This window comes from Nonomuraea sp. NPDC049655 (assembly GCF_044465465.1).
Lineage (GTDB): Bacteria > Actinomycetota > Actinomycetes > Streptosporangiales > Streptosporangiaceae > Nonomuraea.
In genome coordinates this window covers 210,811-224,615 of record NZ_JBITLS010000006.1, presented here as the reverse complement: position 1 = coordinate 224,615, position 13,805 = coordinate 210,811, and the positions used below count along the sequence as shown (strand labels likewise).

Annotated in this window: 13 protein-coding genes and 2 pseudogenes; 5 read left to right on the top strand and 10 right to left on the bottom strand. The window is 67.4% G+C overall.

The window, feature by feature from the left end:
- Nucleotides 1–192: 192 nt before the first annotated feature.
- Entirely contained in the window at nt 193–492 is a 300-nt protein-coding gene (locus tag ACIBQ6_RS20940) for a hypothetical protein (protein WP_364415947.1), read from the bottom strand.
- Nucleotides 493–802: 310 nt separating this feature from the next.
- A complete protein-coding gene (locus ACIBQ6_RS20935; RefSeq protein ID WP_364415945.1) occupies nt 803–1,279 on the bottom strand; it encodes a hypothetical protein in 477 nt (158 codons plus the stop codon).
- Between the two features lie 329 nt (nt 1,280–1,608).
- Between ACIBQ6_RS20935 and ACIBQ6_RS20930 the strand changes: the two genes are divergently transcribed.
- Together ACIBQ6_RS20930 and ACIBQ6_RS20925 are read left to right on the top strand one after the other, a co-directional pair.
- Nucleotides 1,609–2,151, top strand: a complete 543-nt coding sequence (locus tag ACIBQ6_RS20930) for a hypothetical protein (RefSeq protein ID WP_397213683.1) — start codon at nt 1,609–1,611, stop codon at nt 2,149–2,151.
- 73 nt (nt 2,152–2,224) lie between these two features.
- Nucleotides 2,225–2,821, top strand: a complete 597-nt coding sequence (locus ACIBQ6_RS20925; protein ID WP_397213681.1) for a hypothetical protein — start codon at nt 2,225–2,227, stop codon at nt 2,819–2,821.
- Nucleotides 2,822–3,431: 610 nt separating this feature from the next.
- On the opposite strand, the gene ACIBQ6_RS20920 is transcribed toward ACIBQ6_RS20925, so the two are convergent.
- The 3 genes from ACIBQ6_RS20920 to ACIBQ6_RS20910 all read right to left on the bottom strand — a co-directional run bounded on the left by ACIBQ6_RS20920 (nt 3,432) and on the right by ACIBQ6_RS20910 (nt 4,844).
- On the bottom strand, nt 3,432–3,902 hold the full coding sequence (locus ACIBQ6_RS20920; RefSeq protein ID WP_358290195.1) for a hypothetical protein: 471 nt from the start codon (nt 3,900–3,902) through the stop codon (nt 3,432–3,434).
- Nucleotides 3,903–4,053: 151 nt separating this feature from the next.
- On the bottom strand, nt 4,054–4,716 hold the full coding sequence (locus ACIBQ6_RS20915; protein WP_397213679.1) for a LysR substrate-binding domain-containing protein: 663 nt from the start codon (nt 4,714–4,716) through the stop codon (nt 4,054–4,056).
- Nucleotides 4,717–4,778: 62 nt separating this feature from the next.
- The gene (locus ACIBQ6_RS20910) at nt 4,779–4,844 is read right to left on the bottom strand and encodes a hypothetical protein (protein WP_364415979.1); all 66 of its coding nucleotides are present in this window, start codon (nt 4,842–4,844) and stop codon (nt 4,779–4,781) included.
- Between the two features lie 7 nt (nt 4,845–4,851).
- Here ACIBQ6_RS20910 and ACIBQ6_RS20905 point away from each other — a divergent pair.
- Nucleotides 4,852–5,625, top strand: a pseudogene (locus ACIBQ6_RS20905) (erythromycin esterase family protein); the annotation flags it as partial.
- A 22-nt stretch (nt 5,626–5,647) separates the two neighbouring features.
- A pseudogene (locus ACIBQ6_RS20900) lies at nt 5,648–5,716 on the top strand (hypothetical protein); the annotation flags it as partial.
- Nucleotides 5,717–6,012: 296 nt separating this feature from the next.
- Here the strand turns inward: ACIBQ6_RS20900 and msrA are convergent.
- Nucleotides 6,013–6,675: a peptide-methionine (S)-S-oxide reductase MsrA gene (msrA, locus tag ACIBQ6_RS20895; protein WP_387678086.1), complete on the bottom strand. Its 663-nt coding sequence runs from the start codon at nt 6,673–6,675 to the stop codon at nt 6,013–6,015.
- 169 nt (nt 6,676–6,844) lie between these two features.
- Between msrA and rarD the strand changes: the two genes are divergently transcribed.
- Nucleotides 6,845–7,774 (top strand): EamA family transporter RarD, encoded by a 930-nt coding sequence (gene rarD, locus ACIBQ6_RS20890; RefSeq protein WP_364327278.1) that lies wholly within the window; start codon nt 6,845–6,847, stop codon nt 7,772–7,774.
- Here the strand turns inward: rarD and ACIBQ6_RS20885 are convergent.
- Genes ACIBQ6_RS20885 through nuoL form a run of 4 tightly spaced genes read right to left on the bottom strand, consistent with a single transcriptional unit; the run spans nt 7,736 to nt 13,732 of the window.
- Nucleotides 7,736–8,725, bottom strand: coding sequence for a polyprenyl synthetase family protein (locus tag ACIBQ6_RS20885; protein WP_358290236.1), 990 nt, complete (start codon nt 8,723–8,725; stop codon nt 7,736–7,738). The genes rarD and ACIBQ6_RS20885 overlap by 39 nt on opposite strands.
- A gap of 11 nt (nt 8,726–8,736) precedes the next feature.
- Complete coding sequence (gene nuoN / locus ACIBQ6_RS20880; RefSeq protein WP_397213675.1) at nt 8,737–10,326, bottom strand: NADH-quinone oxidoreductase subunit NuoN; 1,590 nt, start codon at nt 10,324–10,326, stop codon at nt 8,737–8,739.
- On the bottom strand, nt 10,323–11,882 hold the full coding sequence (locus ACIBQ6_RS20875; protein WP_364082555.1) for an NADH-quinone oxidoreductase subunit M: 1,560 nt from the start codon (nt 11,880–11,882) through the stop codon (nt 10,323–10,325). Before ACIBQ6_RS20875 ends, nuoN begins: the two co-directional genes overlap by 4 nt.
- Complete coding sequence (gene nuoL / locus ACIBQ6_RS20870; protein WP_358290765.1) at nt 11,882–13,732, bottom strand: NADH-quinone oxidoreductase subunit L; 1,851 nt, start codon at nt 13,730–13,732, stop codon at nt 11,882–11,884. Before nuoL ends, ACIBQ6_RS20875 begins: the two co-directional genes overlap by 1 nt.
- Between the last annotated feature and the right edge of the window lie 73 nt (nt 13,733–13,805).

Sequence of the window (13,805 nt, the reverse complement as noted above, 5' to 3'; positions counted from 1 at the left end):
CACTCCATGATCGGCTGTACGAGCAGCCGACGTCCACGGAGTTACGACGACTCCGGCTCGCGGGATGGTTGATGCCAATGAGTGAGACCCGCGATACCGAGGTGCGGTCGCGAAGGCGCCCAGCTCTCCCATCGAGCATGAACGCCCTCGTGAACCGCACCTTCGCCACAGCTAAGGCCTGGTACCAACCATCTAGTTGCTCTCTGGGCGCTGCCGAGGGCCGGGGCGGCGCAGGAGGCCGCAACGCGGCAGGCCACACTGCGGAACGGCGTCATGGGCGTTGATGTGGTGCCGCAGCCCGGTGATCTCGTCCACCAGGGCCTCGTAGTCTTGTCTCAGCTCAGCCTGGAAGGTGACGAGTTCGGTCATCATCAGAACAATGCTGATCATGGTGAGGTCGTCCGCGGTGCGGGTGCTCGTCTCGAGCGCCTTGACCCGTAGCATCACCTCAAGGATCTGCGCCTCTAGGTTCACGGCTCCTGCCTGTTCCACGCAGGGAAGAAGATGCCGCACCGGTGGCCCGGCGCGTGCTCTGACGGGAGCACAGTGACAGATGGAAGGCAAAGAAGCCGAGCCACGGTCCGACACGAGGTGTGCTTCTTTCTCCCACCACCACGCGTCTTTCCTCCCGGGGATGCGGTTTCTCACCAGCCCCCCGACCACAAACACCGCCGAACAGCCGGAAAGCGGGATAAGCAGACAGGCACACGGATCTACAGCCGGCTCGCGCCCGTCACCGACGCCCACCGCCCGCCCGGGCCACGCCCCCCTCACGTCTCGGGCCCGCCCCGGCCAGAGTCCCTCAACCTCGCCGAGCCCCTTCGGGCCAGATCACCCGGACGGACATCCCCCGCCGCCGAGCCTCGGCCACCACGTCAGCCGTGCCGCCATGACCTCGGGCCGGCTGCCCGTCCCAGACGGCGAACAACACATCGGCGTCATCCAGCATCCGCTCACTGGCCGCCATGTGGGCCTCCGCGGTGGACTCCGCGAACTCCAGCCGGTGAGCCCGGCCCGCCCGGCCCAGCAACTCGTCGTACGCGGCACGGCACTCGTCCGGCAGCCCGTCCCGATACCGCTCGGCCGGGATCACGACCTCCAGCACACCGCCGAGATCGAGTACCGCACGAGCGAAGATCTGGTCGGCCCCGTCCGCCAGACAGGACAACCCACCGAGGTCGGGAAGGCACTCCACAAGAGCCTCACGTATCGCCCGATCGACCAGTACAGCGGTCTCTCCCGGCAAGCCCCTGTGCCCCGACACAGCGACGCGCACCATGATCACCTCCGGGCGCCGGCAGCCGGTTCCCTTACAGGTGGAACCAGTGAATCCGCCGACAAGTGGTACAGACGAAGCAGGTCGCGTCTCGGTTGGCCCAGTCCAGGCCCATGAAACTCATTCCGGTCGTCTGCAGCTTCCACTGACGGGACTCGAAGATCTCGCTCTGGCATGTGTCGCACCTGAGGTTCTGCCCGTGCGGGAGCCTTACGGTGGTGGCCTCGTCCATGTTCACGATGCTATGCGAGACGATCCGCCGCGGCTCAGCAGAAACAGGTCCGGCACCGGCCGACCGAGATTGTCGGTGCCGGACTCTACGCTTCGCGCCCATGACCAGAGAAGAGTCTCCCGTCACGCACACGAAGCGGATTGATGTGGAGGTCGCAGACTGCGGTCAGGTCTATCTCCTGGACGAGGGAGACCACGAGCCCAACGGCAGGCCAGAGGACTCGCCGGCCCACTCGGTCGGCCTCGTCACAGCAGAGGGAAGAGGCTTCGCCAGCCTGAACATCGCCACACTTTGGGGGCTGATCCCCTTCACCGTGACGGTCGCCGACCAGGATCCGGGCGCTGACCTTGACGGCTATGAGGACATCGTGGAGATCAGTTTCGACTCCCCGTCGGGCCAGGTTTTCTTGGCCGGATGGCTCATGGATTGGGACGACGAAAAGGCGCACGACCTTTCCCCGTTGCTTTCCGGTCCCGGCACATACCGTCTGCGATATCACGTCCGAGGAATGGCCGAAGAGCGCTGCTCCGTTGATGACCACTACCTTCAGATATGGCCTGCGGCACAGCACGATCCGGCCGTACTGAAAACCACGAGTATCCCCTTCCAGCACATGCTGAAAGCCGACAGGGCCGCGGGGTGAGTGAGAGAACGGCGCCACTCTCTCAGGAGAGTGGCACAGTGGGCATCAGCTATCGAGAAGGAGTTGAAAGACGATGGGTGACCACTTCGAGCGGATCGTCGATGTCGAGGTGACCGGCCAAGAGGCTGAGTCGCTCGCAGAGCGGGTGGTCGACTGGATGGTTGCCGAAGGGCTGATCACGCGCGAAAGGTCCAGCGACGGCATGTACAGCCTGCAAGTGGACGACGGCTACGAGCCCGGCCCCAACTGGCAACGAGCAGTGGCTGATTCCTCGGACCCGACGTGGATACCGGGCCCGGTGGCGGTCATCGTCGGGCGGGATCACCACGTCGGAGGGCAGGGGATGAGCGAGGCGGACTCCGCGACCTGCCCACGATGTGACGCGACGACTGTGATCATCGACTACCCGAACGCGTGGGAGGCCGACCAGGCGGCTTGGCAGCCGTTCAGCGACGGCATCGACACCTGGAAGGAGACCGGTGAAGGGAATGTCACCTGCTCCTCATGCGGCGCCTCCGTTCCGGTCACCGAGTGGCAGTTCGGGTCCGGTTTCGACCTCGGGGCGCTCGCATTCGACTTCTGGGGATGGCCACCTCTCAGCGTCAGCTTCCACACGGAGTTGAGCAAGCAACTGGGACACCGCATAGAGGTACAGTCAGGCAAGTTCTGACCCCAGCCACAAGCGCTGAACCGGGTGACGACGCCAGCAGCCGGGAGTGACCGCGCCCCCGCCCGTCCTGGCACAGATCTGACACGCCCCAGAAGGCCTCACAGCCTTCGATCAGCCGGGGCTGAGGAACGAAGCCTCGGACCGTCGCCCCACGGCGACCAGCCCAGCCGCAGCGTTCGGCCGGAGGACGGGGTGCGGCGGCGCGCCGTACCTTCGCCCTGACCTACTGGTAGGCGCCCAACTTCACGAAGCAATGACTACCTACTCGGTGTCCTTCGGGTGTCGAGGTGATGCGTAGATCACCCAGACGGTACGAGTGGTGTCATCGATGACGTACCGCACACGCCCACCGCTGGTGATCTCGAACTCCCACTGCTCCAAATCCTGCCGTTGTGACGATGGGATGCGAGATCGCCACGTAGACGATGTTGTCGATAACGACTGGCACCCGTGCGCGGATCAAGGCGCAGGATCTCGAAGCATCGACGGGTATTGGCCAACGCATGGCGGCACAGTTCCTCCCAGCCGCGGACCGCCTCGCCGGTGCCGAACCGGACATCCCATTCATCGTCAGGGGGCGGGACCGTAACCCTGTCACCCCGCTTCGGGCTCAAACGGAAACCTGCACCGGCCCGAAGTCGCCGCTCGTGGCCTTACGAGCCTCGGCATAGTGGGCAGGATCCGCCTTGATCCTCGCAGTGGCTCGCCAGCCCGCTATGACCTCTTGGCTGGTGGCGTCGACATCCAGTTCAGCCGCGTCGGAGAGCGCCTCGACCAATTCCAGCGTGAAGGCACGCAGTTCGGTGGACGACAGGTGGCGAACCCACGGGAAGACCTCTGGCATGGCGATGACCAGGGCGCGCGCGGTGGGATCGTGCTTGATCAACGCAAGGAACAAGCGCGAGGCGGTGGCCAGCGTCCGTTCCCGCTCTTCCTCACGATCAGCTGCGGTGAGGTAGAAGTCCGGAGCGTCTCGATGCGTGACACGTACCCGTCCAAGACGTGCGGCCCGTTCCGCGACCGCTCGCGGATTCCTCGACAGATCAGAGAAGGTCACTGCGTCGGCATGACTAGTGCTCACTCCCGCAGTCTATGTCAGAACACAATCTGATGTCCGTCGTCAGTCCCGAATGTACGCCGCCCCCTGCCGAGCAGTCCTGGCGTACATCGTCGCGGAGGAGTCAGCCAGCCGTCCGCGGCGGCCCCGCGGATGAGTTTCGGCGCCCGACCGGTCAGAGGGTGAGCAGGTCGAGGGGGCCGAGGTCGCGGACGGTCTGAGCGAGGGCGCGAATCAGAGCGTTCTCCGCTTCGGTCGACCACACCAGTGCGAACTTCAGCGGATCGTCGTCCCGGAGCGGCAGGTACGTGATGTCGGGCCGGAGGTAGTACCGCCTCATGTGGTGGGCGACGAGACTGACGGTCTCCCCGGTGGTGACCAGGGAAAGGATCTCCTCGGTGTTGAGCGCCAGGGGGCCGCGCTCGATTCGATGGCTCACAGGAGTCCGGGTCGGGAGGAAGCCGTCCGCCCAGTAGTCGGGCCTGGACGGAGTGTCCACGTGCGGGAAATCGGCGAGCATCTCCACCAGGCCGGTGGCGTGCCGGGTGAGTTCGTGATCGGCGGACACGGCCAGCAGGCGCGGGTCCGTGAACAGGACCGGCCCCGTGGTCAGGTCGGGTTCTTCAACGGGCAGCCACGCGACGAGGACGTCGATGTCGCCGCGCCGCAACCCGGCGAACGGATCGGCGAAGGGGGAGATGCGGATCTGCAGCTTCCACTGGGGGTGGTTGCTGCGGAACGTGTCCCAGTAGCGCCGCAGGTCGTGCGAATTGTGCGGGATCACGCCGACGCGCAGCACGCCGGTGATGCCCTCGGCGGCCAGCCTGGCTCGGCGCATGCTCTCCTGGAGGCCGCTGTACATCGGCCAGAGATCGTCGCGGAGCTGCCGACCGAGCGGCGTCAGCCGTACCGACCTGGGGTCCGTTCGACGAGCGGGGCGCCGATCTGGCGTTCCTGTTTCTGGATCGCCTTCGTGATCCGGGCCGGGGTGACGTGCAGTCGTTCGGCGGTGCGGCTGCTCTACCCCGACGACATCCTCTTCGACAAGGTGCTGGCGTACGCCAAACAGCACCGACCCGCCCTGCTGCCCGAGCTCACCCGGCTGTACGACGGGCTGCGCCCCACCACGAAAAACGCCGGCGAGTACATGAGGCTGGCGCTGGCCGTACCCCTGGAGACTCGGCAGGACAACGCCGAGCGGGCCACCCAGGCCCTGAAGCTCCTCCAGAGGGAGGGCGCCGACCGATGGACGCTCCAGCACGCCCGCGCGCTGTCGCAGACCTTCACCGACTTCGCCTCCGACCAGGCCAGCGCGGACGGCCGCCGCCAGGCGGCGATCTACCGGAACCAGGTGCTGGCCGACAACGTCGCCTGGTGGAACCGTGTGACGGACGCCAAGATCCAGGTGTCCGGGCTGAACGCGCACCTGAGCTACACCCCGATCGACACCACGTACGTGCCGGCCCCGATAGGCGGCGAGCTGCGCGAGCGGCTCGGCGACCGCTTCGTCACCGTCGGCACCAGCTTCAACCAGGGCGGCTACAACTTCCTCAGCTCCGACGGCGCCTGCCCCGACGGCGTCAAGCCCGCCGAACGGCCGGGTACGTACAAGGGCTGGGCCCCCGCCGCGGGCCCCGACTACAACAAGTACGTCCTGGACCAGGTGCGCCACCGCGACTTCATGCTGGACACGCGGACAGCTCCGCGGACGGCTCGGACGTGGCTGGCGCAGGCCCGGCCCACCCGGCTCATCGGCGGCGGTCGGCGAGCTGGCCCGCCAGCTCACGTGGTCCGAGGAGCCTGTACAGCTCTATCACTACCGAGATAGAGATGGGGTCGAAGTCGACGGCATACTCGAACGAGCCTCTGGCGAGATCATCGGCATCGAAGTCAAGGCGACCGAAACCGTACGTGCCGATGACTTCAGAGGCTTGCAGCATCTGGCCCGCAAACTGGGCGACCGGCTCATGGCCGGGTACGTCCTGTACGCGGGCCAGGAAACGCTCCCATTCGGGGACCGCATGCGCGCTCTTCCACTATCCGCATTGTGGACCGCGTCTTCCACGTCCTGATGGACGGGCTCATGTGTCCCCGAAGGCGGGCCGCTCTGGCGGCACGGCCCGCGTTCGGCAGGTCAGGCTTCGCCGGAGGTCAGACCGACGGGGCAGGCCACACCCGTGCCGCCGATGCCGCAGTAGCCGTTGGGGACCTTGTACAGGTACTGCTGGTGATAGTCCTCGGCGTAGTAGAAAGGCTTGGCCTGGGCTATTTCGGTGGTTATGGTGCCGTAGCCGGCCTGGGTGAGGACCTGCTGGTAGGCGGCGCGGGACGTCTCCGCCGCCTTCTCCTGCTCCGGCGAGTGGTAGTAGATCGCCGACCGGTACTGGGTGCCGGTGTCGTTGCCCTGGCGCATGCCCTGCGTCGGGTCGTGGTTCTCCCAGAAGACCTTCAGCAGCTCCTCGTACGACACCTGGGCCGGGTCGAACACCACCCGGACGGCCTCGGTGTGCCCGGTGAGGCCGCTGCAGACCTCCTCGTACGTCGGGTTGGGGGTGTAGCCGCCCTGGTAGCCGACGGCGGTCGTCACCACCCCGGGCGTCTGCCAGAACTTGCGCTCGGCCCCCCAGAAGCAGCCCAGCCCGAAGTCGGCCACCTCCAGGCCCGAGGGGTACGGCGGGGCGAGCGGAGCGTCGAGGACCGCGTGCCGCGCGGGCACGGGCATCGCCTCCGAGCGGCCCGGCAGAGCGTCCTCGGGACGGACCATCGATGTCTTGTTGCCGCCGAACAGCCAGCCCATCGTGCCACCTCCATCAGGTGTCTCCACCCTACGCAGCGCCGCGGGCGGCGGCGTGACGTGGGTGGCGGGATTGCGCCTACACAACGCCCGAACAGTTAAGGATGCCTAAACATTCCCGTATAGTGACACACATTTGTATTTAAGCTGGTAAGGCCCGAAAATGGGTTACATGCCTGACCTTCGGCGCGGTGTGCTGTTCGGGATCGCCGCCTACACCATGTGGGGGCTGTTCCCCCTGTACTGGCCGCTGCTCAAACCGTCCGGAGCCGTGGAGATCCTGGCTCATCGGATGGTCTGGTCCCTGGTCGCCGTCGCCGTCGTGCTGGCCGTGCGCCGGCATTGGAGCTGGTTCAGGGAGCTGGCCCGGCAACCGCGCAAGCTCGTCCTGCTGACGATCGCCGCCATCGTCATCACCGTCAACTGGGGCACCTACATCTACGCGGTCAACACCGGCCACGTGGTCGAGAGCGCCCTCGGCTACTTCATCAACCCGCTGGTCAGCGTGCTGTTCGGGGTGCTGGTGCTGCGGGAGCGGCTGCGTCCGCTGCAGTGGACGGCGGTCGGCTTCGCGGCGCTGGCGGTGGTCGTGCTGACCCTGGACTACGGCAGGCTCCCCTGGATCGCGCTCACGCTCGCCGTCAGCTTCGGCGTGTACGGGCTGGCCAAGAAGCAGGCGAACGTGGCCGCCACCGAGAGCCTGGCCGTCGAGACGCTGGTGCTGCTGCTGCCGGCGCTCGGGTACCTGATCTATCTGGAGTTCGCGGGGCAGGCCACGTTCGGGCAGCAGGGCCTCGGGCACGCGCTGCTGCTGGTGGGGGCCGGGATCATCACGGCCGTGCCGCTGATCTTCTTCGGCGCGGCGGCGATCCGGGTGCCGCTGAGCACCGTCGGAGTGCTGCAGTACATCGCGCCGATCCTGCAGTTCATCGTGGGGGTGACGATCGCCGGCGAGGTCATGCCGCCCAGCCGGTGGATCGGGTTCTCGATCGTGTGGCTGGCCCTGGCCATCTTCACCTACGACAGCCTCCGGGCGGCACGGACGGCCGCCCGGGTCAGGCGGTCAGCCCGAACGCTCGACCACGTAGTCGCAGAGAGCTAGGAACGCCGCCCTGGCCGGGATGTCGGGCAGGGCGGAGAGGTCGACGCGGGCCCGGTCGACCCACGCGGTCAGCTCGGCGCGGGCCCGCTCCATGGCCGGGTGGGCCCGCAGCAGGGTGAGCGCCTCCTCCACGTGCTCCTCCGGCACCGGGCCGGACAGCAGCTCGGTCAGCCGCGACTGCTCGCCGCTGGTGAGCGCGTAGAGGACCGGCAGGGTATGGACGCCCTCGCGCAGGTCGGTGCCGGGGGTCTTGCCCGACTGGGCGCCCGAGGAGGCCACGTCGAGCAGGTCGTCGCCGAGCTGCCAGGCCACCCCGACGGCCTCGCAGGCGCGGCTCAGCCGCTCCTCGACGTCGGCGGGGGCGCCGGACAGCAGCGCGCCGAACCGGCCGGAGGCGGCGATGAGGGAGCCCGTCTTGTCGGCCAGGACGCTCAGGTAGTGGCCGACGGGGTCCTCGCCGTCGCGCGGGCCGATCGTCTCGCGGATCTGCCCCTGGACGAGGCGGGAGAACGTCTGGGCCTGGATGCGGATGAGCTCGGGGCCGAGGTCGGCCAGGAGGTCCGAGGCCTGGGCGAACAGGTAGTCGCCGGTGAGGATCGCCACGGTGTTGTCCCACCGGGCGTTTGCCGAGGGCGAGCCCCGGCGCACCGGGGCCTCGTCCATGACGTCGTCGTGGTAGAGCGAGCCCAGGTGGGTCAGTTCGATGACCACCGCGCCGGGCACGACACCCGGCGCGGACGGGTCGCCGAACTGGGCCGCGAGCAGCACCATCAGTGTGCGGAACCGCTTGCCGCCCGCCTCGATGAGGTGCTTGGACGCCTCCGTGACGAAGGCGTCCTCGCTCTCCACCGACGAGCGCAGGAGCTTCTCGACCGCGGCCAGTCCGGTGGCCACGTCCTGCGCCAACCGTTCGTCCTCGATGGGAAGGTCAACCACGGGCGGCGCAGACATACGAGATCCCCTTATCTAATGAACAGAGCCGAAGCGGCGTCGTTGGCGACACCGAGGAGGGTCTCCGGGTAGAGCCCCACTCCTACGGTAACCAGCAGGGAAACGGCGATGACGGCCACGGTCCCCATACTGGGCACCGAGATCGCCGGGCCGTCGGCCGCGGGCTCGCTGAAGAACATCAGCACGATGACCCGGACGTAGAAGAAGGCGGCGATGGCCGAGGCCACCACGCCCACCACGACCAGGCCGGCCATCCAGCCGCCCATCGAGTCGCCGGGCTGCGTGCCGCTGTTCAGCGCGGCCGCGAACACGGCGTACTTGCCGAAGAAGCCGCTGGTCAGCGGGATTCCGGCGAAGGCGAGCAGGAAGAAGGCGAACACCCCGGCGAGCACCGGCGACCGCTTGCCGAGCCCGGCCCAGCGCGACAGGTGTCCCGCCTCGCCGCCGGGGTCGCGCACCAGCGTGACCACCGCGAACGCGCCGACCGTGGTGATGCCGTAGACCGCCAGGTAGAACAGGATCGACTTGAGCGACTGGGCGTTCTGCCCGGCCGAGCCGAACGTCGCCATCACGCCGACGAGCAGGAAGCCCGCGTGCGCGATGGAGGAGTAGGCCAGCATGCGCTTGATGTCGGTCTGCGTGATCGCCAGGATCGAGCCGACGATCATCGTCAGGGCCGCGACGGCCCACATGACCGGCCGCCAGTTCCAGTCCAGGTTGCCCAGACCGACCCAGAACACCCGCAGCAGGGCGCCGACGGCCGCGACGAGCGTGCCGGAGGCCATGAGAGCGGTGATGGGGGTCGGGGCGCCCTGGTAGACGTCGGGCTTCCACGCCTGGAAGGGCGCGGCGCCGATCTTGAACAGCAGGCCGACGCCGAGCAGCGCGAGCCCGGCCATGAGCAGCGGGTCGAGCAGCGCGCCCTTGGCCAGGGCGGCGTTGATCCCGGGCAGCGAGACGGTGCCCGCGTAGCCGTAGATCATGGCGGTGCCGTACAGGAAGAACGCCGAGGAGAACGCGCCGAGCAGGAAGTACTTCATCGAAGCCTCCTGCGACAGCAGGCGGCGCCGGCGGGCCAGGCCGCACAGCAGGTACAGCGGCAGCGACATGACCTCAAGGGCCACGAACATCGTCAGCAGGTCGTGCGAGGCCGGGAAGAGCAGCATGCCGCCGACCGCGAACAGCACCAGCGGGTAGACCTCGGTCTGCCCGGCGCCGTTGTCGGCCGCCTCGGCCTCCTCCTCGTCCGCGCTGCCCGGCACGGCCGCCGCCGAGGCCACGAAGTGGCCCTCGTCGTTGATCAGCAGCACCGACACGAACGACAGGACGATGATCACGCCCCAGATGAACAGGGCGGGACCGTCCACCGCGACCGCGCCCATGGCGGCGGCCTGGGTGGGCACGCCGCGCATGACCTGCAGGATGACCAGCGCGAACGCGCCGATCAGGCTGAGCAGCGTGAGCGGGACGTGGATGGACTTGCGCAGGTAGCGGGGCGCGAACGCCTCGACGAGCACGCCGATGCAGGCAGCGCCGAAGATGATCAGCAACGGCGCCAGCGTGCCGTACTCGATCGTCGGCGCTGGGATGACGTCGTTCACTGACCTGTCCCCTTCTCAGCGATGGTGGCAGTGGGCACGTGCACGTTGGTCAGCGTCTGCTGCACGGACGGGTTGATCACGTCGAGCAGCGGCTTGGGGAAGAAGCCGAACCCGATGATCAGCGCGACCAGCGGCGCCAGCACCCAGATCTCCCGGGCGTTGAGGTCCTTGAACGCCTTGACCGGCTCGGCGGTCGGACCGTTCAGGGTGCGCTGGACCATCCACAGGATGTAGACGGCGGCCAGGATCACGGCCACCGCGGAGATGATCGCGGCTACCGTCAGCGCGCCGGAGCCGTGCGCCTCGCTGGAGTACGTGCCGATCATCACCATGAACTCGCTGACGAAGGACGACAGTCCGGGCAGCGAGAGACCGGCCAGACCGGCGACCAGGAAGAAGCCGGCGAGCACCGGGGCGACCTTCTGGACGCCGCCGTAGTCGGCGATGAACGGCGAGCCGCGCCGGGCGATGAGGAACCCGGCGGCGAGGAACAGCGCGCCCGTGGCGAAGCCGTGGTTGACCATGTAGAGGGCCGCGCCGGACTGGGCGACCGACGACATGGCGAAGACGCCGAGCACGATGAAGCCGAAGTGCGAGATCGACGTGTAGGCGATGAGCCGCTTCATGTCGGTCTGGCCGATGGCCACGATCGCGCCGTAGATGATGCTGATGACCGCCAGGACGACGATCGGCATCGTGAACGCCTTGGCCGCGTCGGGGAACAGCTCCAGGCAGAAGCGGAGCATGCCGAACGTGCCGACCTTGTCGAGCACGCCCACGAGCAGCACGGCGGCGCCGGCCGGGGCCTGGGCGGCCGCGTCGGGCAGCCAGGTGTGCACCGGCCAGAGCGGCGCCTTGATGGCGAAGGCGATGAAGAAGCCGCCGAACAGCCACTTCTGCGTCGTCGGGTCCTTGATGGCCCCGACGAGCGGCTCGAACATGAACGTGCCCTTGTTCGCCAGCACGTACAGGCCGATGACCGCGACCAGCATGAGCAGGCCGCCGAAGAGCGAGTACAGCAGGAACTTGACGGCCGCGTACGACCGCTGGGCGCCGCCGTACGACCCGATCATGAAGTACATCGGGATCAGCATGGCTTCGAAGAACACGTAGAAGAGGAAGACGTCGGTCGCCGCGAAGACGCCGATCATCATCGTCTCAAGGACGAGCAGCAGCGAGAAGTACGTCTTGACCGACCGCTTGGGCGTGATCAGCGTGCCGTCCGAGGTCCTGACGCCGTCGGCGTCGTGCCAGGAGGCCAGGACGACGATCGGCACCAGCACGACCGACAGGGCGATCAGCACCAGGGCGACGCCGTCGACGCCGACCCCGAACTTCACGCCGAAGCTCGGGATCCAGTCGTACTCCGCCTTGAACTGGAAGCGCTCGCCACCGGGCTTGAACCCGGCGGCCATGACGCCCGTCAGCACCATCGTCAGCAGCGAGACCGCCAGCGTGACCTGCTTGGCCAGCTTGTCGCCGCCCTTGGGAAGCAGGGCCACCACGATGGCGCCCACAACGGGCACCGCCATGAGTATCGGGAGCCAGGGTGACATCAGATGTTCCCAACGAGGAGCAGGGCGCCGGTCAGCAGGGCGGCACCGATCAGGATGGACAGCGCGTACGTTCGCGCGAAGCCCGTCTGGAGCCTGCGCAGGCGACCCGAGCTCCCGCCGATGCCTGCCGCCAGACCGTTGACCAGCCCGTCGACGCCGCGGTTGTCGAAGAACACCGCGATGCGGGTCAGCCACTGGCCGGGACGCATGAACAGGGACTCGTTGAGGGCGTCGCCGTACAGGTCACGGCGGGCGAACGTGGTGAGGAAGGAGCCGCGCGGCTGCACCACCGGCACCTGCGCGCGGCCGTAGCGCATCCACGCGTAGGCCGCGCCGACGGCCACGAGCACGAGCGTGGCCAGACCCACCGTCGTGGTGCTGAACACGTGGAACGACGGCAGCTCCTCGGGCAGGCCGACGGCCGGCGAGAGGAACTTCATCAGGCGGTTGTCGTTGATGAGGAAGTAGCCGAGGACGACCGAGCCGACCGACAGCAGGATCAGCGGCAGGGTCATCACCGCGGGCGACTCGTGCGGGTGTGCTTCCTTGTCCCAGCGCTTCTCGCCGAAGAACGTCATGAAGATCATGCGCGACATGTAGAAGCCGGTGATGCCCGCGCCCAGGACGGCCAGCCAGCCCATCCAGGCGCCGTGCTCCATGGCCGTCTCGATGATCCCGTCCTTGGTGTAGAAGCCGGACAGGAACGGGAAGCCGATGATGGCGAGGTAGCCCACCATGAACGTGACGAACGTGATCGGCATGAACTTGCGCAGGCCGCCGTACTTCCTCATGTTCACCTCGTCGTTCATGCCGTGCATGACCGATCCGGCGCCGAGGAACATGTCGGCCTTGAAGAAGCCGTGGGCGATGAGGTGCGCGATGGCGAAGGCGTAGCCCGCCGGGCCGAGGCCCGCGCCGAGCATCATGTAGCCGATCTGCGACATCGTCGAGCCGGCCAGGCCCTTCTTGATGTCGTCCTTCGCGCAACCGATGATCGCACCGGCGAGCAGCGTGGCCACACCGACGATCGTCACGACCAGCGAGGCGACGTCGGACGCCTCGAAGAACGCGCCGGATCGCACGACCAGGTAGACGCCGGCGGTGACCATGGTCGCCGCGTGGATCAGGGCCGAGACCGGGGTCGGGCCCTCCATGGCGTCGAGGAGCCAGGACTGCAGCGGGAGCTGCGCCGACTTGCCGCACGCGCCGAGGAGCAGCAGCAGTCCGATCGCCGTGAGCGTGCCGTCGCCCTGACCTGAGACGACCGCGTGCGTCAGCTTGCCGAAGCTCAGCGTGCCGAACGTGGTCCAGATGATGAACATGCCGACCAGCAGGCCGAAGTCACCGACGCGGTTGACGACGAACGCCTTCTTCGCCGCGACCGCCGCCGAGGGCTTGAACTGCCAGAACCCGATCAGCAGATAGGACGCGAGACCCACGCCCTCCCAGCCGATGAACAACCCGACGTAGTTGTCGGACAGCACCAGCAGGAGCATCGCGGCGACGAACAGGTTCAGGTACGCGAAGAACCTGCGCCGGTGCTCGTCGTGCGACATGTAGCCGATCGAGTAGATGTGGATCAGCGATCCGACACCGGTGATCAGAAGGGCGAAGCTGATCGACAGCGGGTCGATGAGCAGCCCCATGTCGACCATGCCGGGGATGAACTCGTACAGATGCACGGCCTGGCGACGCTGATCGTCCCCGAGTCCGAGGATTTCGAAGAACGCCAGCACAGCCACGACGAACGAGGCGAGGGACATGGCCACGCCCAGCAGGTGGCCCCACCGGTTGGTGAACCGGTTGAACACCAGGAGGATGAACGCCCCCAACAAGGGGAGAGCGATCATCAACCAGGAGACCCCGATCGCGCCACCGGCGGTGTGCTGGACGATCTCAGCAGGAGATTCCACCAGTCACCTC

Excerpts from the sequence above, each read along its gene's own strand:
- ACIBQ6_RS20885 (WP_358290236.1), bottom strand. The coding sequence starts at position 8,725 with ATGTCTGCGCCGCCCGTGGTTGACCTTCCCATCGAGGACGAACGGTTG.
- ACIBQ6_RS20935 (WP_364415945.1), bottom strand. The coding sequence starts at position 1,279 with ATGGTGCGCGTCGCTGTGTCGGGGCACAGGGGCTTGCCGGGAGAGACC.
- rarD (WP_364327278.1), top strand. The coding sequence starts at position 6,845 with ATGCCTGACCTTCGGCGCGGTGTGCTGTTCGGGATCGCCGCCTACACC.
- ACIBQ6_RS20875 (WP_364082555.1), bottom strand. The coding sequence starts at position 11,882 with ATGTCACCCTGGCTCCCGATACTCATGGCGGTGCCCGTTGTGGGCGCC.
- nuoL (WP_358290765.1), bottom strand. The coding sequence starts at position 13,732 with ATGATCGCTCTCCCCTTGTTGGGGGCGTTCATCCTCCTGGTGTTCAAC.
- msrA (WP_387678086.1), bottom strand. The coding sequence starts at position 6,675 with ATGGGCTGGCTGTTCGGCGGCAACAAGACATCGATGGTCCGTCCCGAG.
- ACIBQ6_RS20930 (WP_397213683.1), top strand. The coding sequence starts at position 1,609 with ATGACCAGAGAAGAGTCTCCCGTCACGCACACGAAGCGGATTGATGTG.
- ACIBQ6_RS20915 (WP_397213679.1), bottom strand. The coding sequence starts at position 4,716 with ATGCGCCGAGCCAGGCTGGCCGCCGAGGGCATCACCGGCGTGCTGCGC.
- ACIBQ6_RS20925 (WP_397213681.1), top strand. The coding sequence starts at position 2,225 with ATGGGTGACCACTTCGAGCGGATCGTCGATGTCGAGGTGACCGGCCAA.